We start from the raw sequence: 23,098 nt of genomic DNA, 5'->3' as shown, positions 1-23,098 counted from the left end.
TCGACGGCCAGCCCGTCGCGACGTTCACCCCGGAGAAGGACTACACCGGCCCCGTCACGTCGCAGTCCTACACGGTCACCGACGCCAACGAGCTGACCGCGTCCGGCACCCTCGAGGTCGCGATCACCGCGCCCCCGGCCGCTGAGCCCGCCAGCGAGACGATCAACCCGAACACCACCGCGACCCTGCGGCCCGAGACCACACCGGGCAACAGCCCGCTGACCTCGGTCACCTTCGACAACGGCGAGACCAGCACGACCGTCCCCGGCGAGGGCGTGTGGAGCATCGAGCTCGTCGACGGCGAGGTCGTCGCGACGTTCACCCCGGAGAAGGACTACACCGGCCCCGTGACCGAGCAGTCCTACACCGTCACCGACGAGAACGGCCTCACCGCCACCAGCACCCTCAACGTCGACATCACGACCCCGGTCGTACCGACGACGCCGCCGGCGACGGACACCCCGGAGCCGACCCCGAGCGAGCCGGCGACGCCTGCCCCGAGCAGCCCGTCGACCACGTCGAGCGTTCCGACCACGGTGGCAACGCCCGGCCAGGGCTCGGACGACACGTCCTCGGCCGCGGGCCTGGCCTCCACCGGCGCCGGAACGGGCGTGCTCCTCGGCGCACTGTTCGCCGCCGCGGCTGTGCTCGGCGGACTCCTGGTTCGCCGCCGCGCCTCGCGCACGGAGTGACACCGTCGCGGCGCCCCACCGGTGTGCCGTGACGCGGGCGGGCGGGGATTCGGTCCCCGCCCGCCCGACTCGTATCCGGGCCCGCGTCCGACGCCGGCCCGACGCGCCGTACCCCACCGGTCACCCGCGATCCACCACCCACGACCGGCGACCACCCTCACCCCTCCACCGGATAGAATTCTCCCGAGATGCCCCCGATCCCCCCGACAGGCACCGCACCCGACCTCGGCGGTGATCTGACCAGCCTCCGCAGCGCGCTCCACGACGACGATCACCACGCCGTGGCCGCGCTCCTCCGCACGGGCTTCTGGCCCCTGCTCGCCGCGGATGGAGAGACGACGGTCCGCGCGCTCAACGCCCTTCCACCCGAGCTCATCAGCGCGGATCCGGAGCTGACCGCGGTCGCCGCGCTCTGCGTGCTGCTGACGCCGCAGGAGGCGATCGCGCCCTCCGGCGTCGGCACGGGTGAGCGGAGCGCCCCGCCGGGACGCGCTCATCGCGTCGCCGACGTGTTCGACAAGATGCTCCGACACCGTCTCCACGGCGACTTCGCCGACGCGGACGCGGCCGCCCATCTGATCCGCAGCATCCTCGCGCAGGGCCGGCGTCCCGGTGACGAGGTCTCCCCCTCGCTCCAGTCCCTCGCCCTGCTGCACTGCGGCGTCACGGCGATCCTCATGTCGCACAGCTCCACCGCCGTCGCCGACTTCGAGGCGGCCAGGCAGATCGCCATCGCCATCGGGAACACCATCCTCACGCGGGAGGCGACGGCCAAGCTCGCGCTCGTCCATGCGCTGCGCGGCAACGAGGGCGTGACCAGGGCGTCGCTCGCGGCCTGCGCGGCAATGCCGGAGCCGACACCGATCATGCGCGCCGTCATGCACGACGCCGAGAACATGGCCCGCGACCTCATGGCCGTCGAGCGCGACCCCGTCGTCGGGCTGCCTGATACCGGCTTCGCGATGGCGATGGACACCCTCAACGAGCTCTGGCCGATCCGCTTCATCATCGAGACCAGGCGCGCGCTCGCACGACTGTCGCCCGGCACGGTCGCCGAGTGGGCCCGACTGCTGCGCACCTCCCGAGCGACGGCGATGTCGCCGCTCGCGATCGACGCCCTCGACGCGGGCTGCATCGACGCGGCCGTGTGCTCCGGAGAGTACGGCGCGGCGCGGCGGATCGCCGAGCAGAGCACGCACCAGGGCAGACTCACCGCGATCGCCCGCCTCCGCCTCGCCGTCGTCAGTGGCGGCGCCCGGCGCGCCGAACAGGAGGTGGCGCACATCCGGCACGACCCGGACCTCCCGCTCACGACGCGTGAAGAGCTCTCGCTGCTGCGGGCCTGGATCGCCGTCGAGCTCGGGCACGTCCCCGACCGGGCCGACGCCCTCGCCGCGGTGCTCGTCCACGGGCGCCGCCCCCGGATGTTCACGCTGGTGCCGTCACGGGTGCTGAGCGCGCTGGCCCCCTCGGTGAGCGTTCCGCTCCGTGACGCCTACGTCGCAGCCTGCGACGGGGTCGTCTCCGTCGTGCCCGACACCGCGGTCGTGCGACTGTCCCCCCGCGAGCTGGCCGTGGCCCACTCGATCGTGACCGACCGAACGGTGCCCGAGTCGGCGCTGCGTCTCAGCGTGTCGGTGAACACCGTGAAGACGCAGCTGAAGTCGGTCTACCGCAAGCTCGGCGTCACGACCAGGGCGGAGGCGCGCGACCTCATCCGGCGCCTCGGGATCGTCGACGACCCCGGGCAACACTGACCCCGGGCAGCACTGACCCCGGGCAGCACTGACCCCTGGCTGCACCGGCCCCCGGCCGCCCGGGCTCGCCGTCGTCCGGCCCTCCCCGAAGCCGCGGCACCGCGGTGGAGCGGCGACGGGACTCAGACCGCCGCGACCTCGCGCAGTTCGGCGACGGCCTGGCGGTAGGCGTCCATCTGGCGCGCCTCGCCCGGGGCCGTGATGAAGCTCGCCCTGATGACACCGTCCGTGTCGATCAGGAAGGTGGCGCGGTTGGCCACGCCCCTGTCCTCGAGGAACACCCCGTACTCCTTCGCGACGGCGCCGTGCGGCCAGAAGTCAGCGAGCAGGTCGAAGCTGTACCCCTGCTCCTCCGCCCACGCGCGCAGCGTGTGCTTGGAGTCGACGCTGATGCCGACGACCGTGACGCCTGCCTCCTCGAACTCGGCCAGGTTGTCCTGGAGGGCGCACAGCTCCCCCGTGCAGATGCCGGAGAACGCCAGAGGGAAGAACACCAGTGCGACCGCTCCGGTCCCGCGGAATCCGCTGAGGGTGACGCTTTGACCGAACTGGTTCCGCAGCTCGAAGTCGGGTGCCTGGGTGGCGTTTTCCAGAGCCAAGGGGGTCCTCCGTGTGGGGCGTGTGTGGTGGCCAGGGGTTGCGGGCCAGCCGCCATCCTAAACCCGGTGCAACGCGCCGCCAAGGTCGAATACTGGCCGACGGAGAAGATAGGCTGAACGGTGGTGCTCGACAGGCACCGTCTCGTGCCCACGCACCGGCGTCGGCACCGCACACGGGCACGATCTGCCCCAGAGAGAAAGGTCGACGGTGACTGTAAACGACCAGGACCCGTACTCGGTCAGCAACAATGACTCCGACCCCCAGGAGACCGCCGAGTGGCGTGAGTCCCTCGACGGCCTGGTGCAGCAGCACGGTCGCCAGCGCGCACGCGAGATCGTGCTCAGCCTGCTGAAGCGCTCCCGCGAACTGCACCTGGGCATCCCGATGGTCCCGACGACCGACTACGTCAACACCATCGCGCCCGAGAACGAACCGGCGTTCCCCGGCGACGAGGAGCTGGAGCGCCGCTACCGGGCGTGGATCCGCTGGAACGCGGCCATCACCGTCCACCGCGCGCAGCGGCCCGGCATCGGCGTCGGCGGACACATCTCCACCTATGCCTCCTCCGCCGCGCTGTACGAGGTCGGCTTCAACCACTTCTTCCGCGGCCAGGACCACCCCTCCGGCGGCGATCAGGTCTTCATCCAGGGCCACGCCTCCCCCGGCACCTACGCCCGCGCCTACCTCGAGGGCCGGCTCAGCGAGCACCAGCTGGACGGCTTCCGCCAGGAGAAGTCCCGCAACGACGGCGGTCTCAGCTCGTACCCGCACCCGCGGCTCATGCCCGAGTTCTGGCAGTTCCCGACCGTGTCCATGGGCCTCGGCCCGATCAACGCGATCTACCAGGCGCAGACGAACCGCTACCTGCAGAACCGCGGCATCAAGGACACCAGCGAGCAGCAGGTCTGGGCGTTCCTCGGCGACGGCGAGATGGACGAGGTCGAGTCCCGCGGTCAGCTCCAGGTGGCCGCCAACGAGGGCCTGGACAACCTCAACTTCGTGATCAACTGCAACCTGCAGCGCCTCGATGGCCCGGTGCGCGGCAACGGCAAGATCATCCAGGAGCTGGAGAGCTTCTTCCGCGGCGCCGGCTGGAACGTCATCAAGGTCGTCTGGGGCCGCGAGTGGGACGACCTGCTCGCCCGCGACGACGAGGGCGCGCTGCTCAACCTGATGAACACGACCCCCGATGGCGACTTCCAGACCTACAAGGCTGAGAACGGCGCCTTCGTCCGCGAGAACTTCTTCGGCCGCGACGAGCGTGCGCTGAAGCTGGTCGAGGGCTACAGCGACGAGCAGATCTGGAACCTCAAGCGCGGCGGCCACGACTACCGCAAGGTCTACGCCGCCTTCAAGGCCGCGAGCGAGCACAAGGGTCAGCCGACGGTCATCCTCGCCCACACCATCAAGGGCTACGGCCTGGGTCCGCACTTCGAGGGCCGCAACGCGACGCACCAGATGAAGAAGATGACGCTGGAGGACCTCAAGGCCTTCCGCGACCAGATGCACGTGCCGATCACGGACGCGCAGCTCGAGGAGAACCCCTACCAGCCGCCGTACTTCAAGCCGTCCGACGATGACGAGGCGATCCAGTACCTGCACGAGCGGCGGCGCTCGCTCGGCGGCTATCTGCCGGAGCGGCGCAGCAAGCACACGGCGATCTCGCTTCCCGACGACAAGGCCTACGCGATCGCGAAGAAGGGCTCGGGCACGCAGGAGATCGCCACGACGATGGCGTTCGTCCGGCTGCTCAAGGACCTGATGCGCTCGAAGGACTTCGGCGAGCGGCTCGTGCCCGTCATCCCCGACGAGGCGAGGACGTTCGGCATCGACGCGTTCTTCCCGAGCGCGAAGATCTACAACCCCTCGGGGCAGAACTACCTCTCCGTCGACCGCGAGCTGCTGCTGGCGTACAAGGAGAGCCCCCAGGGCCACATCGTGCACGTCGGCATCAACGAGGCGGGCGCGGCCGCGGCCTTCACCAACCTCGGCACGAGCTACGCCACACACGGCGAGCCGCTCATCCCCGTGTACGTCTTCTACTCGATGTTCGGGTTCCAGCGCACGGCGGACGCGCTGTGGGCCGCGGGCGACCAGATGGCGCGCGGATTCCTCCTCGGTGCCACCGCGGGCCGGACCACGCTGACGGGCGAGGGCCTGCAGCACGCCGACGGCCACTCGCTGCTGCTGTCCTCGACGAACCCGGCGGTCGTGTCCTACGACCCGGCCTACGGCTACGAGATCGGCCGGATCGTCCGTGCCGGAATCGAGCGGATGTACGGCGGCCAGCACGAGGACCCGAACGTCATGTACTACCTCACGGTGTACAACGAGCCGATCATCCAGCCGGCCGAGCCGGAGGACGTCGACGTGGACGGCATCGTGCGCGGCATCCACCGCATCGCGCCCGCCACCGGCTCCGAGGGGCCGTCGGCTCAGATCCTGGCGTCCGGCGTGGCCGTGCCGTGGGCCCTCGAGGCCCAGCAGCTGCTCCGCGACGACTGGGGCGTGAACGCCGACGTCTGGAGCGTCACCAGCTGGACGGAGCTGCGCCGCGACGGTCTCGCCGCCGAGGAGCACAACTTCCTGCACCCCGAGGCCGAGCCGAAGACCGCCTACCTCAGCGACAAGCTCGCTGAGGCGACGGGTCCCGTGCTGGGCGTGTCGGACTTCATGCACGCCGTTCCCGACCAGATCCGTGCCTTCGTGCCCGGCGACTATGCGACGCTCGGCGCCGACGACTTCGGATTCTCCGACACGCGCGCGGCGGCCAGGAGGTTCTTCAAGATCGACGGGCCGTCGATCGTTGTGCGCATCCTGGAGCAGCTCGTCGCGCGGGGCGAGCTGGACGCCGGGATCCCCCAGGAGGCGATCGAGCACTACCAGCTGCACGACGTCACCGCGGGGAGCACCGGCAACGCCGGGGGCGAGAGCTAGTCCGTCGTGCCGCGAAGCAAAGCGGAGACGCTCGACTGGCTCCGGCGCATCTCCGGTGAGCTCTCGACGCTCACGGTGAAGCGACTGGAGACGGAGCTCCCCTGGTACTCCGACATGCCACCGGGCCGGCGCAGTGCCGTCGGCCTGGTGGCCCAGGCGGGGATCACCTCGTTCATCGCGTGGTACGACGACCCGAAGGCGACACCCTGGATCGCGGCTGACGTCTTCGCCGCGGCGCCGCGGGAGCTGCTGCGCAGCGTCAGCCTGCAGCAGACGCTCCAGCTGATCCGCGTGACGGTCGAGGTCTTCGAGGAGCGAGTCTCCGGCGTCAGCGAGGAGCTGCGCGAGGCGGTGCTGCTGTACTCCAGGGAGATCGCCTTCTCCGCCGCCGACGTCTACGCCAGAGCGGCGGAGGCGAGGGGGCTGTGGGATGCTCGGCTCGAGGCCCTCGTCGTGGACTCGATCCTCTCGGGAGAGACGGACGACGAGCTGCCGAGCCGGATCGCCGCGCTCGGCTGGCACGGCCACGGCGAGGTCGCTGTGCTCGTGGGCACGACCCCTCCCCAGCTCGACGTCGACCAGCTCCGCCGCACGTCGAGGCACATGAAGGCTGACGTGCTGATCGGTGTCCAGGGCAAGCGGCTCGTGCTCGTCATCGGCCGCGCGGAGGCGGACGCCCCCGACGGCGACGACGACGAGGAGTCCGACGGCGCCGCCCCTGGCCCGGGGTTCATGGAGATCGCCGCTGCACTGGAGCGGGGCTTCGGCGACGGCTTCCTCGTGCTCGGGCACACCGTTCCCAGCCTCGTCGACGCGTCGAGCAGCGCGCGCTCCGCGCTGGCCGGCTTCGCCGTGGCGCACGCCTGGCGCAACGCGCCGCGCCCGGTGCACGCGAACGATCTGCTTCCCGAGCGCGCGCTCGTCGGGGACGCCCAGGCGCGGACCACCCTGGTCGACCGCATCTACCGCCCCCTTCAGGCGCACTCGTCCGACCTGGTCCTCACCCTGTGGGCGTATCTGGACAACGGGCGCTCACTGGAGGCGACGGCACGCGAGCTCTTCGTGCACCCGAACACGGTCAGGTACCGGCTCAAGCGGGTGTCCGACGTGATCGGCTGGGATGCGACGGGGGCGCGCGAGGCGCTCATCCTGCAGTCCGCGCTCATCCTCGGCTCGATCGCCGACCACGAGCGCGCCCGTCCGGCATCGCGGCAGGCCAAGCGGTAGCCGCCGTCCGCACGCTCCCTCTTGTAGCCCCGAGAACAAAGCTCCTTCCCCGTGTTGGAGAAAATGTGCACGGCATCCCGGCCCATCCCGGGCAGACTAGTCAGGTGATTGTGATCGTCTGCCCGGGACAGGGCTCTCAGAAACCCGGCTTCCTCACCCCCTGGCTCGATCTCGACGGCGTCGGGGCCGCGCTGGAGCGCTATTCCGAGGCCTCGGGGCTCGACCTCACGGCCCACGGCACCGTGTCCGACGAGGACACCATCCGTGACACCGCCGTCGCCCAGCCGCTCATCGTCGCGGCCGGCCTGGTCACCCTGAACGCCCTGCGCGAGCGCATCTCCGGACCGGTCGACGGCTTCGCCGGCCACTCGGTCGGCGAGATCACCGCGGCAGCGGCGGCCGGCGTGCTCAGCGAGGACGACGCCCTCGGCTTCGTGTCCACCAGGGCGAGGGCCATGGCCGCCGCGGCCGCGGCCGTCCCGACAGGGATGAGCGCGGTGCTCGGCGGCGATGAGGCGACGGTGCTCGCGCTCGTGTCCGAGCTGGGCCTCGAGCCGGCGAACTTCAACGGCGGAGGACAGATCGTGGTCGCCGGCGACCTCGGCGCGCTCGCACAGCTCGCCGAGCGCGCCCCGCGCGGCACCCGCGTCGTCCCGCTCCAGGTGGCCGGGGCGTTCCACACCCGCTACATGGCCCCCGCCCGCGACGCGCTCGCCACCGTGCGCACCTCGCTCACCCCGCACGACCCCGAGACCCGCCTGTGGAGCAACAACCACGGGGCCCCCGTCACCTCGGGCACGGAGTTCGCCGACCTCCTCGTCACCCAGGTCGCCTCGCCGGTGCGCTGGGACCGGACGATGGACTCCTTCGTCGAGCTCGGCGTCACCGGGCTCGTCGAGCTCGCCCCCGCCGGTGCGCTCACCGGACTGGCCAAGCGCGCGATGCGGGGCGTCCCCACCGTCGCCGTGCGCACCCCCGACGACCTCGATGCAGCCGTCGAGCTGCTGAGCACCACACGCTGAACGGACCCACGTTGACCACACCACGACTGACCCAGTCCACCGGCCCCCAGTTCACGCGCATCCTCGGCCTCGGCGCCGCGCGCGGCGAGCACGCAGTGCCGAACGCCGACATCATCGAGCCGATCAACTCCTCCGACGAGTGGATCCGGCAGCGCACCGGTGTCATCACCCGCGCCCGTGCCGGTGCGGAGGTGCACGCCGTCGACCTGGCGACCACCGCCTCGCTCGAGGCGATCGAACGCTCCGGCATCCCGGCCGAGCGGATCGGCGCCGTGATCGTGGCCACCATCAGCAACACGGTGCAGACCCCCTCAATGGCCGCGCTCCTCGCCGATCGGGTGGGGGCCAACCCGGCCGCGGCCTATGACATCTCCGCCGCCTGCGCCGGGTACACCTACGGGATCGCCCAGGCCGACGCACTCGTCAGGGCGGGCGTCGCCGAGTACGTCCTCGTCGTCGGCGCCGAGAAGCTCTCCGACATCATCGACCCCACCGACCGCACCATCTCGTTCCTGCTCGGCGACGGTGCGGGCGCCGCTGTCGTCGGCCCGAGCCAGACCCCCGGCATCTCGGTCTCCTCCCTCGGCTCCGACGGCTCCAAGTGGGACACGATCGGAATGACGGCCACCTTCGACCAGTGGCGCGCGGGCGACGTCGACGCGCCGACGATCCGCCAGGAGGGCCAGACGGTCTTCCGCTGGGCGGTGTGGGAGATGGCCAAGGTGGCGAAGGCCACGCTCGAGGCCGCGGGGGTGCAGCCGGAGGACCTGGCCGCGTTCATCCCCCACCAGGCGAACATGCGCATCGTCGACGAGTTCGCCAAGCAGCTCAAGCTGCCCGACACCGTGGCGATCGCTCGCGACATCGCCGACACCGGCAACACCTCCGCGGCGTCGATCCCGCTCGCCGCGCATCGTCTGCTCGCCGAACACCCGGAGCTCTCCGGCGGCCTCGCGCTCCAGATCGGCTTCGGCGCCGGCCTGGTCTACGGCGCGCAGGTCGTCGTCCTCCCGTAAATGCACCGTCCCGCGGCCGCGCTCACCTAAACTGGGTGGCGGTCACTCGACACCCAAGGAGAAAAAAATGGCACTGTCCAACGAAGAGGTCCTCGCGGGCCTGGCTGAACTGATCACCGACGAGACCGGCATCGCCGCGGACACCGTCGAGCTCGACAAGTCGTTCACCGACGACCTCGACATCGACTCGATCTCGATGATGACCATCGTGGTCAACGCCGAGGAGAAGTTCGACGTGAAGATCCCCGACGACGAGGTCAAGAACCTCAAGACCGTGAACGACGCCGTCACCTTCATCGTGAAGGCGCAGGCCTAGTCACAGCCTGTATCCGCTGGCAGGGCTCGCTCCTCCGGAGCGAAGCCCTGCCGGGCCGGTGACCTCCGGCCGCTAATCGAAAGACCGTCGAATGACCACCACACGCATCGTCGTCACCGGTATCGGTGCGACCACCCCGCTCGGCGGCACCGCCGCGGAGAGCTGGACCAATCTTCTTGCCGGCGCCTCGGGCGCCCGCACCCTCGAGCACGACTGGGTCGCCCAGTACGAGGTCCCCGTCACCTTCGCCGCCTCCGCCGCCGTTCCCGCGGCCGACGTCCTCGAGCGTCGCGAGGTCAAGCGCCTCGACCCGTCCAGCCAGTTCGCGCTCATCGCCGCCCGTGAGGCCTGGGCCGATGCGGGAGCTCCGGGCGTCGAGCCCGAGCGTCTGCTCGTCGACTGGGCGACGGGCATCGGAGGCGTCTGGACCCTGCTCGACGCCTGGGACACCCTCAGGGAGCGCGGCCCCCGGCGCGTGCTGCCGATGACGGTCCCCATGCTCATGCCGAACGGCCCGGCGGCCGCGATCGGCATGGACCTTGGCGCCAGGGGCGGCGAGCGGACCGTCGTCTCGGCGTGTGCCTCGAGCACGGAGTCGATCGCGAACGCCTACGACCACCTGCAGGCCGGCCTGGCCGACGTCGTCGTCGCGGGCGGTTCCGAGGCCGCGATCCACGCGCTCCCCGTCTCCGCGTTCGCCGCCATGCAGGCGCTGTCGAAGCGCAACGACGAGCCCGCGACCGCGTCCCGCCCCTATGACGTGTCGAGGGACGGCTTCGTCCTCGGCGAGGGCGCGGCCGCCCTCGTCCTCGAAACACTGGAGCACGCGCAGGCGCGCGGTGCCCGGATCTACGCCGAGGTCGTCGGCGGCGCCGTCACCAGCGACGCGTACCACATCACCGCTCCGGACCCGGAGGGCTCTGCCGCGGCGCGAGCGATGATCACCGCCGTCGAGAACTCGGGCGCCTCGCTCGACGACGTGGCACACATCAACGCCCACGCAACGTCCACGCCGGTCGGCGACATCGCCGAGTACAACGCGCTCCGACGTGTGTTCGGCGAGCGACTCGGCAGCATCCCCGTGTCGGCGACGAAGGCGTCTACCGGGCACCTGCTCGGCGGTGCGGGAGCGATCGAGGCGCTTTTCACGGTCAAGGCGCTGCACGAGCGCGTCGCCCCCCCGACGATCAACCTCGTCGAGCAGGACCCCGAGATCCCGCTCGATGTGGTGACGGAGCCGCGGCCGCTCGGCGACGGTCCGCTGCTGGCGATCAGCAACTCGTTCGGTTTCGGCGGCCACAACGCCGTCGCCGCATTCCGCACCTTCGAGGACTGAACCACCTCCCCTCCGCACGAAGCAGGGCCCGGGTCGATCGACCCGGGCCCTGCTGTTCCTCGCGATCGTCCGTTTCGTCCGACGCAGCACCGGGGAGGACACCGACACCGCAGGCCGCCACGGACGACCGTGGCTTCAGCCGACCTGGTGCAGCCAGACGACGGGGTTGGGGCCGCTGGCCTGACGGAACGGCTCCAGTTCGTCGTCCCAGGCCTGCCCGAGAGCCAGCGACAGCTCCCTGGTCAGCTCGAACGCCCCGCTGTGGCGTCCGGCGGCCATGGCGCTGCGGATCCGGTCCTCGGGGACGACGATGTTGCCCGCGGTGTCGGTCTGGGCGTGGAAGATCCCGAGGTCGGGGGTGTGCATCCAGCGCGCGCCGTCGACGCCCTCGCTCGGCTCCTCGACGACCTCGTACCTGAGGTGCTCCCAGCCGCGGAGCGCCGAGGCGATGGCGGCGCCGTCACCAGCCCTGCCCTGCCACGCGGCCTCGCCGCGAACCGTGTTGGGCATGATCTTCTGCGCCTCCCAGCTGAAGCTGAGCGCGCTCCCCAGACCGCGCCCCGCGGCCCACTCGACGTGGGGCGCGAGCGCCCTCGGTGCTGAGTGGATCAGGATCCACCCGCGTCCGACTGCCACCATCGTGTCCTCCGATCATCAGGTGCGTCTTCCCCAACGTCCTGATCCGGTGCCGACTGCGGCGTGCGGTGCTGTTCGATTGACGGGCTCACGGCCCTCGCGATCATTGTCACCCGGGAACAGCGACGGCACAAGCACCGCCACGCGCGGATTTCACGCAGCCGTGAACCGCGAGCCCATCGCCGGGGCAGGGCGAACCGAGCGAGACACCGATCCGCCCGAAGCCGCAGACATCGGTTGGCCGGAGACATCGGACGGCCGGAGACGAGTGCCAGACGCGGGAGCCGTGCCGGGCCTCGTGGATCAGCTGTCGCTCAGCCTGCCCGGCTCCACGATCGTCTTCAGCGAGCTCTCCCGCGTGCTCTCCGACAGCGCCGCCTCAACCTCGTCGAGGGCGAAACGCCCCGTGACCAGGCTGTCCAGGTCGACGGCCCCCGACTCGACGAGCGCGATCGCGAGCGGCCAGGTGTTCGTGTAACGGAACACCCCGGTGACGAGGAGCTCCTTGTTCTGAATCAGGTGGACCGGAAGGGCGGGGTCGTCCGCACCCATTCCGACGAGCACGGCGGTCCCCGCCGGACGCAGGGCCGCGAGCCCCTGACGGATCGCCGGTGCCGCCCCGGAGGCCTCAATGAAGGCGTCGACGCCGAGGCTCTCGATGGGGTCGACCCGCGGGTCGAGTGCCTGCGTCGCACCGAGGCGGAGCGCCTGCGCCCTGCGGACCTCGCTCAGGTCGCTGACGACCACCTCGAGCGCGCCGAAGGCCCGTGCGACCTGCGCGCAGATGACGCCGATCGGCCCGGCGCCGGTGATCAAGACTCGGGACCCCGCGGTGATCCCCGCTTTCCGTGCCGCGTGGATACCGACCGAGAGCGGCTCCATGAGCGCGGCGGCGTCATTGCTGACGCTGTCGGGCACCCGGTGCGCGAAGTGCGACTGGATGAGCACGTACTCGGCGAACGCCCCATCGATCGGAGGCGTCGCGTAGAACTCCATCGCCGGATCCAGGTTGTAGTGGCCGGCCAGGGTCTCGGCGGAGTCGCCCCGCGGCCGCTGCGGCTCGATCGACACGCGCTCGCCCACCCGGGAGGCCTCGACGGCCGAACCCACCTGCACGATGGCCCCTCCCGCCTCGTGGCCGAGCACGAGCGGGCTCTCGACGACGAAGTCGCCGATCCGGCCGTGCTGGTAGTAGTGCACGTCGGAGCCGCAGACCCCGACGGAGCCGACCCGGACGAGCACCTCGTCCGCGGCGGGCGAGGGTGTCGGACGGGACTCGACGGACACCGATCCGGGGGCACTGAGCACGCTCGCCCTCATCTGCTTGGGGAGTCCTGACGGGCGGGTGACGGGTGATGACATGGGTGAATCCTCTCTACGTGCGGCGCACCGCGCCGCTGCGGTGGGATGAGGAGGGAGGTCGACTGCTGCGCCGAGCGTATCGTCGCACGGGCCCCCGCGACAAGCGCGGGTGCGATGCCCGTGCGTCCACCCGCCTGCACGGGCACCCCGCTGCGCGCCGGAACACGGGGGCACGGCCGACGGCCGCGGTGGCGGGCACGCCGATCCGCGACCGTGCCGAGGCGACGGGGATGGTGGGGCGTGCGGGGCTTGAACCCGCGACCGACGGATTATGAGTCCGCTGCTCTAACCGGCTGAGCTAACGCCCCCGATGGGTCGCCGTCGGCGGCGCCCACGCCTACGATACCCGCCCGCGGGCGGCGAACCGAGCTACTCGGGCACGTCCTCGCCGCGGTACAGGGCCTCGAAGGTACTCAGGGTGCGCTGGATGTCGTGGGCGGCGACGATCTCGAGGGAGCCATTCTTCATCCGTCGCAGCTCCTCGTCATCCGAGGTGAGCACCGTGCTCAGTCGCTCAGCCAGCTCGGCGACGTCGCCCGGCTCGAACAGGTAGCCGTTGACGCCGTCGTGGACGAGGTGGGGCAGCGCCATCGCGTTGGCGGCCACGACGGGCAGCGCGGAGGCCATGGCCTCCATCGTCACGATCGACTGCAGCTCCGCGACCGAGGGCATGGCGAGGACGGTCGACCGCGTGTACGCCTGGCGCAGCTCCTCGTCGGTGACGTAGCCGGTGAACACGACCCTGTCACCGAGGCCGAGGTGCGCCGCCAGGTTCTCCAGGTTCTTCTTCTGGTCGCCTCCGCCGACGATCTCCAGCGTCGCGCCGAGCGAGGAGGGCAGCCGCGCGAACGCCTTGATCAGCACGTCGATCTGCTTCTCACCGGTGATCCGCCCCACGAAGAGGATGCGGTTGCTCCGCGGGCTGTCGAAGTCGGGCGTGTACATGTGCGCGTCGATGCCGCAGGAGATCGCGTGCACGCCGGTGATGCCCGCCGACGCCTCGAGGAAGTCCGCGGCCTTCTGGGTCGGGGTGGTCACCGCGGAGGCGATGTCGAGGATCGGGCGCGCGCCCTTCCAGAAGATCTCGACGGCCTTGCGCCGCACCGCCTTGGGAAGCAGCGTGAACTCGAGCATGTTCTCCGGCATGACGTGGTTCGTCGCGACCACCCGGATGCCGCGCTTCTGCGCCTCACGGCTCAGCCCCCGCCCGATCACGATGAAGGACTGCGAGTGCACCACGTCCGGCTTGACCTCGTCGAGGATCCGGGCGGAGTTGCGCCTGATCCGCCAGGGCAGGGCGAAGCGCAGCCAGTCGTGCGGGTACCAGCGCCAGCTCTTCAGCCGGTGCAGTGTCATCGTCTGCCCCTCGTGCCGCTCGGGCCACGTGCCGTGACGCCGCGAGGCGGCGGGTGCCACGACGTGGACGTCGTGACCGCGCTCGACGAGTCCGGCCGCGAGTCGCTCGGCGAAGCGGGCCGCGCCGTTGACGTCTGGCGCGAAGGTGTCCGCGCCGATCAGTACCCGCAGCGGCGGCCGGGACGACTCGGCTCCGGCCGAGGGGGCCGTCCCCTGAGCCGCGGTCACGGCGTCGGGGGTGGACTCGGGGCTGCTCTGGTCTCGCTTCGACAAGGTGCGGTTCGTTCCTGTTCTGATCGCGGGCCCGCCGAGGGGTGTGGCGGTCGTGTCCCGTCGGCGTCGTGGGTTCGGCGTCGGCAAACGACCCCAAGTCTAGCCAGCGGGGAGCGACCGGACCGGAGCGACACCGCGAGTTCCGACCGCCGAGGGAGCACGGCCCTCAGCCGCTCCGGCTAATTTCGTACCTGCGGATGATGCCGCGCGAGCTGGAAGACGCCCCACACGGCGATCGCTCCCGCGACGACGAAGCCGAGGTACGCCCAGCCGGACGCCCCCTGTGCCTCACCGAGCACGATGATGCCGATCGCGACCGCGACCATCGGGTCGATGACCGTGAGCCCGGCGATCACCAGGTCGGGCGGGCCGGACGAGTAGGCGTTCTGCACGAAGTAGGCGCCGATGCCCGTGGCGGCGAGGAGCCCGACCAGGCAGAGCACGGTCAGGCCGTCGACGTTGCCGTGCTGGAACCGGTTGATGATGACCTTCGCGAGCGTGGCGACGAAACCGTAGATGGAGCCGGCGGCGATGATGTAGAACACCGCCTTCGAGCGGTCCCTCATCATGACGAAGCCGGTGATGGCGAGCACGAGCACGACCGCGAGGATCACGAGCACGGTGATGAGCTGGCGATCCGAGATCTGCTTCTCGCCGCCGGCGAGCCACGCGATGACGACGAACAGCGCGACACCGCCCGCGCACGCACCGATGGCGATCTTCGACGCGCGGTTCAATGTCACCCGGGCGACCCGGGAGTTCAGCACGGCGGTGACGACGAGGGCGACCGCGCCGAGGGGCTGCACGAGGATCAGCGGGGAGAACGACAGCGCGCTCAGCTGCAGCACGATCGCCAGCCCGAGCATCAGCGTGCCGGCCACCCACGATGGCCGCTTCAGCAGCGAGAGCAGCTGTGAGCCGTTCAGCCCCGTGACCGCGTTCTGGGAGCGCGCCTCGACCTTGGCGACGCCCCTGTGCTGGTACTGCGCCCCGAACGACAGCAGGACGGCGCCGGCGAGGGCGAGGGGGATGCCGATGAGCTGACTGGGGTCGCGGGTGAACTGCTCGGTCAGGTCGGTCAGGTCGTTGTCAGCGAGGAGCACCCTACGACAGTACCCGGCGTCGCGACGGATAAGCTCGACGCCATGGCTATTCTCCCGATCAGGATCGCGGGCGACCCCGTGCTGCACTCCCCCGCCGCCCCCGTCACCTCCTTCGACGAGTCGCTCCATGAGCTGATCTCCGACATGTTCGAGACGATGGACGCAGCACCGGGCGTCGGGCTGGCCGCGCCCCAGGTGGGTGTCGGCTTGCGACTGTTCGTGTACTCGTACCCCGACGACGACGGCATCCCGTGGCGCGGGGTCGCGATCAATCCCGAGCTGTGGATCACACCCGCCCCCGCCGTCGCCGGCGGCGAGGACGACGAGGAGGGCTGCCTGTCGTTCCCCGGCGAGCGGTACCCGCTGGTGCGCTCCGAGCACGCCCGGCTCCGTGCGGTGGACGGCGACAACTCGCCGATCGACATCGCCGTGTCGGGGTGGAGGGCGCGCATCCTGCAGCACGAGTTCGACCACCTCGACGGCTCGCTCTACCTGGACCGGCTGGACTCGCAGTTCGACCGCTCGGTGCTGCGCACGATGCGCAAGCGCGGCTGGGGTCGCCCCGAGCAGGCCTGGACTCCGGGGTTCGACCAGCTGGAGGGCTGAGCGGAGACGGCAGCCCACCGCGGACGGGCCGCGCCGTCACCGGAGGACGTGGCTCCGGAGGGTCGTCGTCGGTGCGCCGCGCGGACGCGTTCCTCGATTCCTTTCAGCGATTCCTGCGCGCGATCCGGTCGCCCTCGCTGTCGCGGATCTCGGCGACGAGGAGGCCCGTGCCATCGCCATCGCCATCGCTCTGCGGCTCGCGTTGCGACGGCGCACAGCAGCCGCCCCCGCAGACGTCGCGAGCGGCACGGACCTCGAGCGCGGTGCGGCTGTCCTCGACCGCCTCGGCGGCAGCGCCAACCGGTGCAGGGCAGCACAGTTCCCCTCGCCAGGCGTTGACTCCCTCCCTGACCGCCAGGCCGGCGATCACCAACGCCGCGACGGCATCGGCCCAGGCCCAGCCGAGCAGCGCATTGAGCAGCAGGCCTCCGAGCAGCGCGGCCGACAGGTACGTGCAGAGCAGGGTCTGCTTCGCGTCAGCGACCGCCGATGCGGACCCGAGTTCCCTTCCGGTGCGACGCTCCCACCAGCTGAGGAACGGCATCACGAGGAGGCTGAGCGCCGCGAGCGCGATGCCGACGGGCGAGTGCTCCGCCTCGCGCAGACCGGTCAGCGACAGGGTCGCATCGACGCCGACGTAAGCGGCGAGTCCGAAGAACGACACCGCGATGACGCGGAGGGCGACACGCTCCCGACGCTGCGGGTCCGGAGAGGCGAACTGCCAGGCGACGGCGGCGGCCGACAGCACCTCGACGACGGAGTCGAGCCCGAACCCGATGAGCGCGGCGGAGGACGCCGCGTTCCCGGCGCTGATCGCGATCACCGCCTCGAGGACGTTCCACGTGATCGTGATGCCGACGATCAGCCTGACCCGTCGCCGCAGCTGGGTCGTCCGCTCGGCGGTCGCCGGTGCCGCGGTCGCGGCGGCGGTGCTCATGGACGGGCCTCGTCGTCGCAGCAGCCCGCGACGGTGCAGGCGGGGTCAAGGCATGGTGCGGAACGGTCGACCGCGATCGTTGCGCGCATCAGGCTGTCCAGCGCGGCGGCGAGATGCCGGTCGGCGATCTCGTAGCGGGTGCGGCGGCCCTCGGGCTCGGCCGTGACGATGCCGCAGCCGCGCAGACAGGCGAGATGGTTGGACACGTTGGTGCGGGTCAGTTCGAGGTCGCGCGCGAGCAGGGCCGGATAGCCGGGCCCCTCCAGGAGCGCGAGGAGGATCCGGGAGCGCGTCGGATCGGCCATGGCACGACCGAGCCGGGTCAGCACGTCGAGCCGGGAAGCAAGAGTCAGCATGTACTGACTATACAGCGGGCACTGACGTGATTACCGATGGCTTCGCGCGGCGGCCGCGCGGAAGAACGTCGCGGCACTCGCGGGCAACCTCACTCGCGGGCAACGGCACACCACAAGCAGCGACACCCGCGGATCGCATGAAAAAGGCCCTCTCCCCGGAGGGAGAGGGCCAGAAGCTCCTCGAGTTGGACTCGAACCAACAACCTATCGGTTAACAGCCGATTGCTCTGCCAATTGAGCTATCGAGGATCACTGCGATCAGCGGTTACCACCTTAGCAAAGTCGACGGGTCGCGCAAAAACGCGCCGCACCGGTGTGTCACCGGCCCGCGGCTCTGCCCGCGCCGTCCCGTCCTTCGGTGTCGGGCTGCTCACCCGCCGCTGCGGACAGGCCCGCGAGGGAGGCGAGGAACGGCGTCCGCCCCTCGGCCAGCAACTCCGACAGGGGACCATCCGCGACCACGGCCCCGGCGTCGAGGACGATCACCCTCGCGTCGAGCGCGACGAGGAGCTCGAGGTCGTGGGACACGACGACAGCCGCCATCCCCGCCTCGAGTCCGGTCCGCAGCAGCGTGCCGATGACGCCCCTCACGCTGGGGTCCACCCCGGAGGCGGGCTCGTCCGCGAGCAGCAGGCGCGGCCCGATCATCAACGCCCTGGCGATCGCCGCCCGTTGGCGCTGGCCGCCGCTGAGCTCGCTCGGGAAGAGGCTGAGGGTCGACAGCGTCAGCCCGACGGCGTCGATGCTGCGCGCTGCGCGCTCCCCCACCGCGCCGCGGTCCGCCCGCTTGTCCCTGGCGATCAGGGGCGCGCTGAGGAAGTCCCCGATCGAGGATCCCCCCGGCAGCGCCGCACCGGCATTCTGCGGGAGATAGGCGATCTCGTGCTGGGCGAAGAGGTGCTCGCGTTTTCCCGCGGACCGCACCGGCGCTCCGCTGATGAACGCCGCACCCCCGACGATCTCGGCCGCCTCCGAGCCGGAGTAGTCCTGGCCGAGCGCGAGGGCGCGCAGCAGCGCCGACTTGCCCGCGCCGCTCGGCCCCATGATGGCGACGAGCTCGCCCGCGGCGAGGCTGAAGCTCACCCCGCTCGCGGCGGGACCCGACGCGCCCTGGTAACGGACGGTCAGGTCGTCGACGACGAGGGACACCGGGGCGTCCCTGGTGTAATCAGCTTTCACGAAGCGCACGCCTCTCTGATTCGAGCTCGACGAGCCGGGTCTGGATCTCTCGGTACGCCTCGCGGTCGGTCGGGCTCGTCCGTTGCAGCCGACGCAGGAGCTCGTGCGTCTGACGCAGGGAGTCCCGATCGATGAGCGAGGCCGTGATGCCGCGCACGTACGGCGCCAGCTGGTCCTCGCTTCGCTCCGGCAGCGGCGCGATCGCCATCTCCCTGATGAGCGCCTGGTAGGGCTGCGGTGCGGTCTCGATGAGCCGATCGACCCAGCCCTGCGTTCCGTAGCCGCCGAGGTTGGCGGCCACGGCGTCCCTCACCGTGGCGAGCGTGGCCTCCTCGACCGTGGCGAGGGCCACACCCGCCGCCCGCTGCGCACCGACCAGGTCGGGGTACTGCAGCACGGCCATGAGGGCGTCACGCTCGAGCCTCGTCGCCGGGTCCTGAGGCAGGTCCCTCAGCCCCGCAGGCCGCGTGTTGTAGCCGTCGTCGGGGTCAGGCGGCGCGAGTTCCTGCCCGCCGACGCGTCCCGCCGCCGTCACGGCCGACTGGACCTCGTCGAGGTCCATCCCGAGCGAGCGGGCGAGGACATGGACGTAGCGCGGCCTGACCGCGGGGTCACGGAGCTCCGCGACGATCGGTGCGGCCTCCCGCAACGCGTGCACCTGGCCCTCCACGCTCTCCAGATCGAAGCGTGAGAGCACCTGCCTGATAGCGAACTCGAAGAGGGGCACCCGGTTGTCGACGAGATCCCTGACCGCCTGGTCCCCCTTGGCCAGACGCAGGTCGCAGGGGTCGAGGCCCTCGGGGGGAACGGCCACGTAGGTCTGCGCGGAGAAGCGCCTCTCCTCGGCGAACGCGCGCATCGCGGCCTTCTGACCGGCCTGGTCGGGGTCGAAGGTGAACACCACGCCGCCGCCGGCACCGTCGTCGCCCATGATCCGGCGGATCAGCTTGATGTGGTCGGTACCGAAGGCGGTGCCGCTGGTGGCCACGGCCGTCGTCACCCCAGCGAGGTGCGCCGCCATGACGTCGGTGTAGCCCTCCACGACGACGACCTGCTTCTGCCTGGCCACGTCGCGCTTGGCCAGGTCGAGGCCGTAGAGCACCTGGGCCTTGTGGAACACCGCGGTCTCCGGGGTGTTGAGGTACTTCGGCCCTTTATCGTCGTCGAACAGGCGACGCGCTCCGAATCCGACCGTCTGACCCGTGACATCGCGGATCGGCCAGATGACCCTGCCGCGGAAGCGGTCGTAGACGCCGCCCCTGTCGCTCTGCGAGACCAGGCCGGCGGCGAGCAGCTCCGCATCGCTGAACCCCGCGGAGCGCAGGGCCGAGGTCACCCCGTCCCAGCCCTGGGGCGCGTAGCCGACGCCGAAGCGCTCGGCCGCCGAGGGGTCGAAGCCCCTCCCGCCGAGGAAGCGCCTGGCCGCGTCCGCATCCGGCGTCTGCAACTGGTCGCGGAAGTAGCTCTCGGCCGCCTGGTTCGCGGCGAGCAGCCTGGCCCTGCGCGGGCCGTCCTGCTCGTCGGAGCGCTGCCCCTCCTCGTAGTGGATCGTGTAGCCGATCCGCTCCGCGAGACGCTCCACCGCGTCGGAGAAGGTGACGTGGTCGATCTTCTGCAGGAACGAGATCGCGTCCCCGCTCTCACCGCAGCCGAAGCAGTGGAAGTAGCCGAGCTGCGGCCGCACGTGGAAGCTCGGCGTCCGCTCGTCGTGGAAGGGGCACAGGCCCTTCATCGAGCCGATCCCCGCCGACTTCAGAGTCACGTGCTCGGAGACGATGTCGGCGATGTTCGTGCGGGACTTGATCTCCTCGATGTCGCTGGGAGGGATGCGTCCGGCCATGGGCACCATCCTACTGTCCGGATGGGCGGCCGGCACCCGGACCGCGTCCGCCGGCAGCGGACGCGGGCACCCCGTCGGCGACGCCAGGCACCGCCGGGACGCTAATAGGCGCCGGTCGCGAGAACGTCGCCCTCGACGAGCCGGGCGTGCCAGGCGAGCGCCGACTGATCGGTGAGTGACGCGACCTGGTCGACGACGATCCTCCGCCGCGCGGCGTCGTCGGCGGCGCCGAGCCAGCGCGCCCTGTGCACCGCGTCAAGCGCCGCGTCGCCCCCGGCCCAGATCGCCTCCGCCAGCCCGAGCAGCAGCTCGCGCTGGCGGCGGTAGATCGGCTGACGCTGGTCGCTGGCCATCACGAAGTTCGCCACCACGCCCTTGAGCACCGCGATCTCGGCCCTGATGGAGGAGGGCACGATCAGGTCGGCGCCGAAACGGGCCAGGCTCTCCTCCGGGTAGGCCGCCCTCGTGGCGCGCATCGCGCCGCTGGAGAAGCGGCCGATCATCTGGGAGGTGAAGTTCTTGAGCTGGGCGAGCTCGGCGAAGGAGCCCGACCAGCGCCGCAGCCACAGCTCCTCGCCGGCGAGGCGCTCGAAGGCCTCCGCGATCTCGTCGGAGCCGAACTCGTCGCCGGCCCAGCGCACGATGGCGTCGATGAGGGAGTGGTGCCCCGCCCTGGCGCTGAGAAACGCGGGGTCGATGTACTCGTTGACGATGGCGTCCTCGAAGTCGTGCACCGAGTACGCGATGTCGTCCGAGAGGTCCATCACCTGCGCCTCGATGCACGGGCGCCGCTCCGGCGCGCCGTCCCTGAGCCAGAGGAACGCCTCACGGTCGTCGTCGAAGAAGCCGAACTTCTGGCGCCCGCCGGGGTCGGGCACCCCCTCCGACTGCGGCCACGGGTACTTGCAGCTCGCGTCGAGGCTCGCCCTGGTCAGGTTGAGCCCGTAGCTGCGTCCATCGGGTCCGAGGACCTTCGGCTCGGTGCGGCTGAGGATCCGCAACGTCTGCGCGTTGCCCTCGAAGCCGCCGATCGCCAGCGACCATTCGTTGAGGGCGCGCTCGCCGTTGTGGCCGAAGGGAGGGTGGCCGAGGTCGTGCGCCAGGCAGGCGGTGTCGACCACGTCGGGGTCGAGGGCGAGCCGCTCCGCGAGCTCGCGGCCGATCTGCGCGACCTCGAGGGAGTGGGTGAGCCGGTTGCGGGCGAAGTCCACCCCGGCCGTCGGGGAGAGCACCTGCGTCTTCGCGGCGAGCCTGCGCAGGGCGCTGGAGTGCAGCAGCCTGGCCCTGTCGCGCGCGAAGTCGCTCCGTCGGGACGAGTGCTCCTCCGGGAGCCAGCGCTCCTCGTCGCGGTCGCGGTAGCCGGACCAGCGCTGGCTACCCTCCACTGGTGTCCCCCTCGCCCTCCGTGAGGCCGCAGCGCTCATCCTCGGCGAGCTCGCGCGAGTCCAGCCAGCCCTCCGGCAGCGCCGTGCGCTTCGGGTGTCCTGCCCGTCCGCGCGGACCCTCCGCCCCGTCGCCGGGGTAGGGCTGGGAGTGGTCGAGCCCGGCGAGGAGCTCGTCGAGCTGGTCGAGGCTCTCGACCGTGGCCAGCTGCGTCCTGAGCCCCCCACCGACGGGGTAGCCCTTGAAGTACCACGCGACGTGCTTGCGCACGTCCCTGCAGCCGCGCTCCTCCGACTCGAAGAACTCGCTGAGCAGCTCCGCATGGCGGCGGAAGGCCGCCGCGACCTCGCTCAGGCCGGGCCGGAAGCGCGTGTCCGACCCGGAGAACGCCGCGGCCAGGTCGCCGAAGAGCCAGGGCCGTCCGAGACAGCCGCGCCCCACCACGACGCCGTCGCAGCCGGTCTCCGCCATCATACGCAGTGCGTCCTCGGCGCTCCAGATGTCCCCGTTGCCGAGGACGGGCACGCTCGTGACGTGCTGCTTGAGCCGGGCGATCGCGTCCCAGTCGGCCTGACCGGAGTAGTGCTGGGACGCGGTCCTGCCGTGCAGGGCAATGCTGGCGACCCCCGCCTGCTCCGCCGCAGCCCCCGCGTCGAGGTAGGTCAGATGGTCCTCGTCGATGCCCTTGCGCATCTTGACCGTCAGCGGGACGTCGCCCGCGGCCGTGACGGCGGCGGAGACGATGCGCTCGAACAGCGTGGCCTTCCACGGCAGGGCCGCCCCACCGCCCTTCCGCGTGACCTTGGGCACGGGGCAGCCGAAGTTCAGGTCGATGTGGTCGGCCCTGTCCTCGCCGACGAGGATGCGCACGCTCTCCGCGATCGTGTACGGGTCGACGCCGTACAGCTGGATGCTCCTCACCGTCTCCGAGGGGTGGTGCGTGATCAGCCGCATGGTCTCGGGAGTCCGCTCGACCAGGGCCCTGGCGGTGATCATCTCGCTCACGTACAGCCCGGCACCGTACTCACGGCAGAGGCGGCGGAACGCGGTGTTGGTGATCCCCGCCATCGGCGCGAGGATGACCGGCACGTCGAGGGCGAGCGGGCCGATCGACAGTGCGGGCGACGGATTTATGGTGGAGGTAGGCATGTCTGCTCCCATTGT

The 23,098-nt window shown here is 71.0% G+C and carries 20 protein-coding genes and 2 tRNA genes; 9 read left to right on the top strand and 13 right to left on the bottom strand.

Features of this window, described 5'->3' with window-relative positions:
• Together FM119_RS13925 and FM119_RS14265 are read left to right on the top strand one after the other, a co-directional pair.
• A partial coding sequence (locus FM119_RS13925) for an Ig-like domain-containing protein (RefSeq protein WP_420845589.1) occupies window positions 1-692 on the top strand: 692 nt, incomplete at its 5' end.
• Between the two features lie 188 nt (window positions 693-880).
• Window positions 881-2,449: a helix-turn-helix transcriptional regulator gene (locus tag FM119_RS14265; RefSeq protein ID WP_087138230.1), complete on the top strand. Its 1,569-nt coding sequence runs from the start codon at window positions 881-883 to the stop codon at window positions 2,447-2,449.
• 122 nt (window positions 2,450-2,571) lie between these two features.
• Here the strand turns inward: FM119_RS14265 and FM119_RS11375 are convergent, their stop codons facing one another.
• Window positions 2,572-3,048 carry a peroxiredoxin gene (locus FM119_RS11375; RefSeq protein ID WP_087138228.1) on the bottom strand — a complete coding sequence of 159 codons (477 nt, stop codon included), beginning with the start codon at window positions 3,046-3,048 and terminating at the stop codon, window positions 2,572-2,574.
• Window positions 3,049-3,256: 208 nt separating this feature from the next.
• Here FM119_RS11375 and aceE point away from each other — a divergent pair, with 208 nt between their 5' ends.
• The 6 genes from aceE to FM119_RS11345 all read left to right on the top strand — a co-directional run bounded on the left by aceE (window position 3,257) and on the right by FM119_RS11345 (window position 10,903).
• Window positions 3,257-5,986: a pyruvate dehydrogenase (acetyl-transferring), homodimeric type gene (gene aceE / locus FM119_RS11370; protein WP_087138226.1), complete on the top strand. Its 2,730-nt coding sequence runs from the start codon at window positions 3,257-3,259 to the stop codon at window positions 5,984-5,986.
• 6 nt (window positions 5,987-5,992) lie between these two features.
• Window positions 5,993-7,213 (top strand): PucR family transcriptional regulator, encoded by a 1,221-nt coding sequence (locus FM119_RS11365; protein ID WP_087138224.1) that lies wholly within the window; start codon window positions 5,993-5,995, stop codon window positions 7,211-7,213.
• A 104-nt stretch (window positions 7,214-7,317) separates the two neighbouring features.
• Window positions 7,318-8,235, top strand: coding sequence for an ACP S-malonyltransferase (locus FM119_RS11360; protein WP_087138222.1), 918 nt, complete (start codon window positions 7,318-7,320; stop codon window positions 8,233-8,235).
• A gap of 11 nt (window positions 8,236-8,246) precedes the next feature.
• Entirely contained in the window at window positions 8,247-9,251 is a 1,005-nt protein-coding gene (locus tag FM119_RS11355) for a beta-ketoacyl-ACP synthase III (RefSeq protein ID WP_087138220.1), read from the top strand.
• A gap of 67 nt (window positions 9,252-9,318) precedes the next feature.
• On the top strand, window positions 9,319-9,567 hold the full coding sequence (locus FM119_RS11350; protein WP_087138218.1) for an acyl carrier protein: 249 nt from the start codon (window positions 9,319-9,321) through the stop codon (window positions 9,565-9,567).
• 91 nt (window positions 9,568-9,658) lie between these two features.
• Window positions 9,659-10,903, top strand: coding sequence for a beta-ketoacyl-[acyl-carrier-protein] synthase family protein (locus FM119_RS11345; protein WP_087138216.1), 1,245 nt, complete (start codon window positions 9,659-9,661; stop codon window positions 10,901-10,903).
• A 135-nt stretch (window positions 10,904-11,038) separates the two neighbouring features.
• Here FM119_RS11345 and FM119_RS11340 read toward each other — a convergent pair whose 3' ends face one another.
• The 5 genes from FM119_RS11340 to FM119_RS11320 all read right to left on the bottom strand — a co-directional run bounded on the left by FM119_RS11340 (window position 11,039) and on the right by FM119_RS11320 (window position 15,633).
• Complete coding sequence (locus tag FM119_RS11340; RefSeq protein WP_087138214.1) at window positions 11,039-11,542, bottom strand: DUF3145 domain-containing protein; 504 nt, start codon at window positions 11,540-11,542, stop codon at window positions 11,039-11,041.
• A 300-nt stretch (window positions 11,543-11,842) separates the two neighbouring features.
• A complete protein-coding gene (locus FM119_RS11335) occupies window positions 11,843-12,901 on the bottom strand; it encodes an NAD(P)-dependent alcohol dehydrogenase (protein ID WP_245827462.1) in 1,059 nt (352 codons plus the stop codon).
• Window positions 12,902-13,132: 231 nt separating this feature from the next.
• Window positions 13,133-13,209: transfer RNA gene (locus tag FM119_RS11330), tRNA-Ile, on the bottom strand.
• A 61-nt stretch (window positions 13,210-13,270) separates the two neighbouring features.
• Complete coding sequence (locus FM119_RS11325) at window positions 13,271-14,485, bottom strand: glycosyltransferase (protein WP_420845590.1); 1,215 nt, start codon at window positions 14,483-14,485, stop codon at window positions 13,271-13,273.
• A gap of 224 nt (window positions 14,486-14,709) precedes the next feature.
• Window positions 14,710-15,633, bottom strand: a complete 924-nt coding sequence (locus tag FM119_RS11320) for a DMT family transporter (RefSeq protein ID WP_245827460.1) — start codon at window positions 15,631-15,633, stop codon at window positions 14,710-14,712.
• A 42-nt stretch (window positions 15,634-15,675) separates the two neighbouring features.
• On the opposite strand from FM119_RS11320, the gene def reads away from it, so the two are divergent.
• A complete protein-coding gene (gene def, locus FM119_RS11315) occupies window positions 15,676-16,239 on the top strand; it encodes a peptide deformylase (RefSeq protein ID WP_087138208.1) in 564 nt (187 codons plus the stop codon).
• A 103-nt stretch (window positions 16,240-16,342) separates the two neighbouring features.
• Here the strand turns inward: def and FM119_RS11310 are convergent, their stop codons facing one another.
• The 7 genes from FM119_RS11310 to dusB form a co-directional block, all read right to left on the bottom strand.
• Window positions 16,343-17,176, bottom strand: coding sequence for a cation efflux transmembrane domain-containing protein (locus FM119_RS11310; RefSeq protein ID WP_087138206.1), 834 nt, complete (start codon window positions 17,174-17,176; stop codon window positions 16,343-16,345).
• The gene (gene cmtR / locus FM119_RS11305) at window positions 17,173-17,532 is read right to left on the bottom strand and encodes a Cd(II)/Pb(II)-sensing metalloregulatory transcriptional regulator CmtR (RefSeq protein WP_087138204.1); all 360 of its coding nucleotides are present in this window, start codon (window positions 17,530-17,532) and stop codon (window positions 17,173-17,175) included. The genes FM119_RS11310 and cmtR overlap by 4 nt, the downstream gene beginning before the upstream one ends.
• A gap of 176 nt (window positions 17,533-17,708) precedes the next feature.
• Window positions 17,709-17,781 (bottom strand) — tRNA-Asn (locus FM119_RS11300).
• 69 nt (window positions 17,782-17,850) lie between these two features.
• Window positions 17,851-18,711, bottom strand: coding sequence for an ATP-binding cassette domain-containing protein (locus FM119_RS11295; protein WP_143822698.1), 861 nt, complete (start codon window positions 18,709-18,711; stop codon window positions 17,851-17,853).
• On the bottom strand, window positions 18,701-20,551 hold the full coding sequence (gene dnaG, locus FM119_RS11290) for a DNA primase (RefSeq protein WP_087138200.1): 1,851 nt from the start codon (window positions 20,549-20,551) through the stop codon (window positions 18,701-18,703). The genes FM119_RS11295 and dnaG overlap by 11 nt, the downstream gene beginning before the upstream one ends.
• Before the next feature lie 101 nt (window positions 20,552-20,652).
• On the bottom strand, window positions 20,653-21,975 hold the full coding sequence (locus FM119_RS11285) for a deoxyguanosinetriphosphate triphosphohydrolase (RefSeq protein ID WP_087138198.1): 1,323 nt from the start codon (window positions 21,973-21,975) through the stop codon (window positions 20,653-20,655).
• Complete coding sequence (gene dusB, locus FM119_RS11280; protein WP_087138196.1) at window positions 21,926-23,083, bottom strand: tRNA dihydrouridine synthase DusB; 1,158 nt, start codon at window positions 23,081-23,083, stop codon at window positions 21,926-21,928. The genes FM119_RS11285 and dusB overlap by 50 nt, the downstream gene beginning before the upstream one ends.
• Window positions 23,084-23,098: the final 15 nt, after the last annotated feature.

Source organism: Mycetocola reblochoni REB411, assembly GCF_900163835.1.
In the GTDB taxonomy this organism is placed as follows: Bacteria; Actinomycetota; Actinomycetes; order Actinomycetales; family Microbacteriaceae; genus Mycetocola_B; species Mycetocola_B reblochoni.
This window is presented reverse-complemented; position numbering and strand designations above follow the sequence as displayed.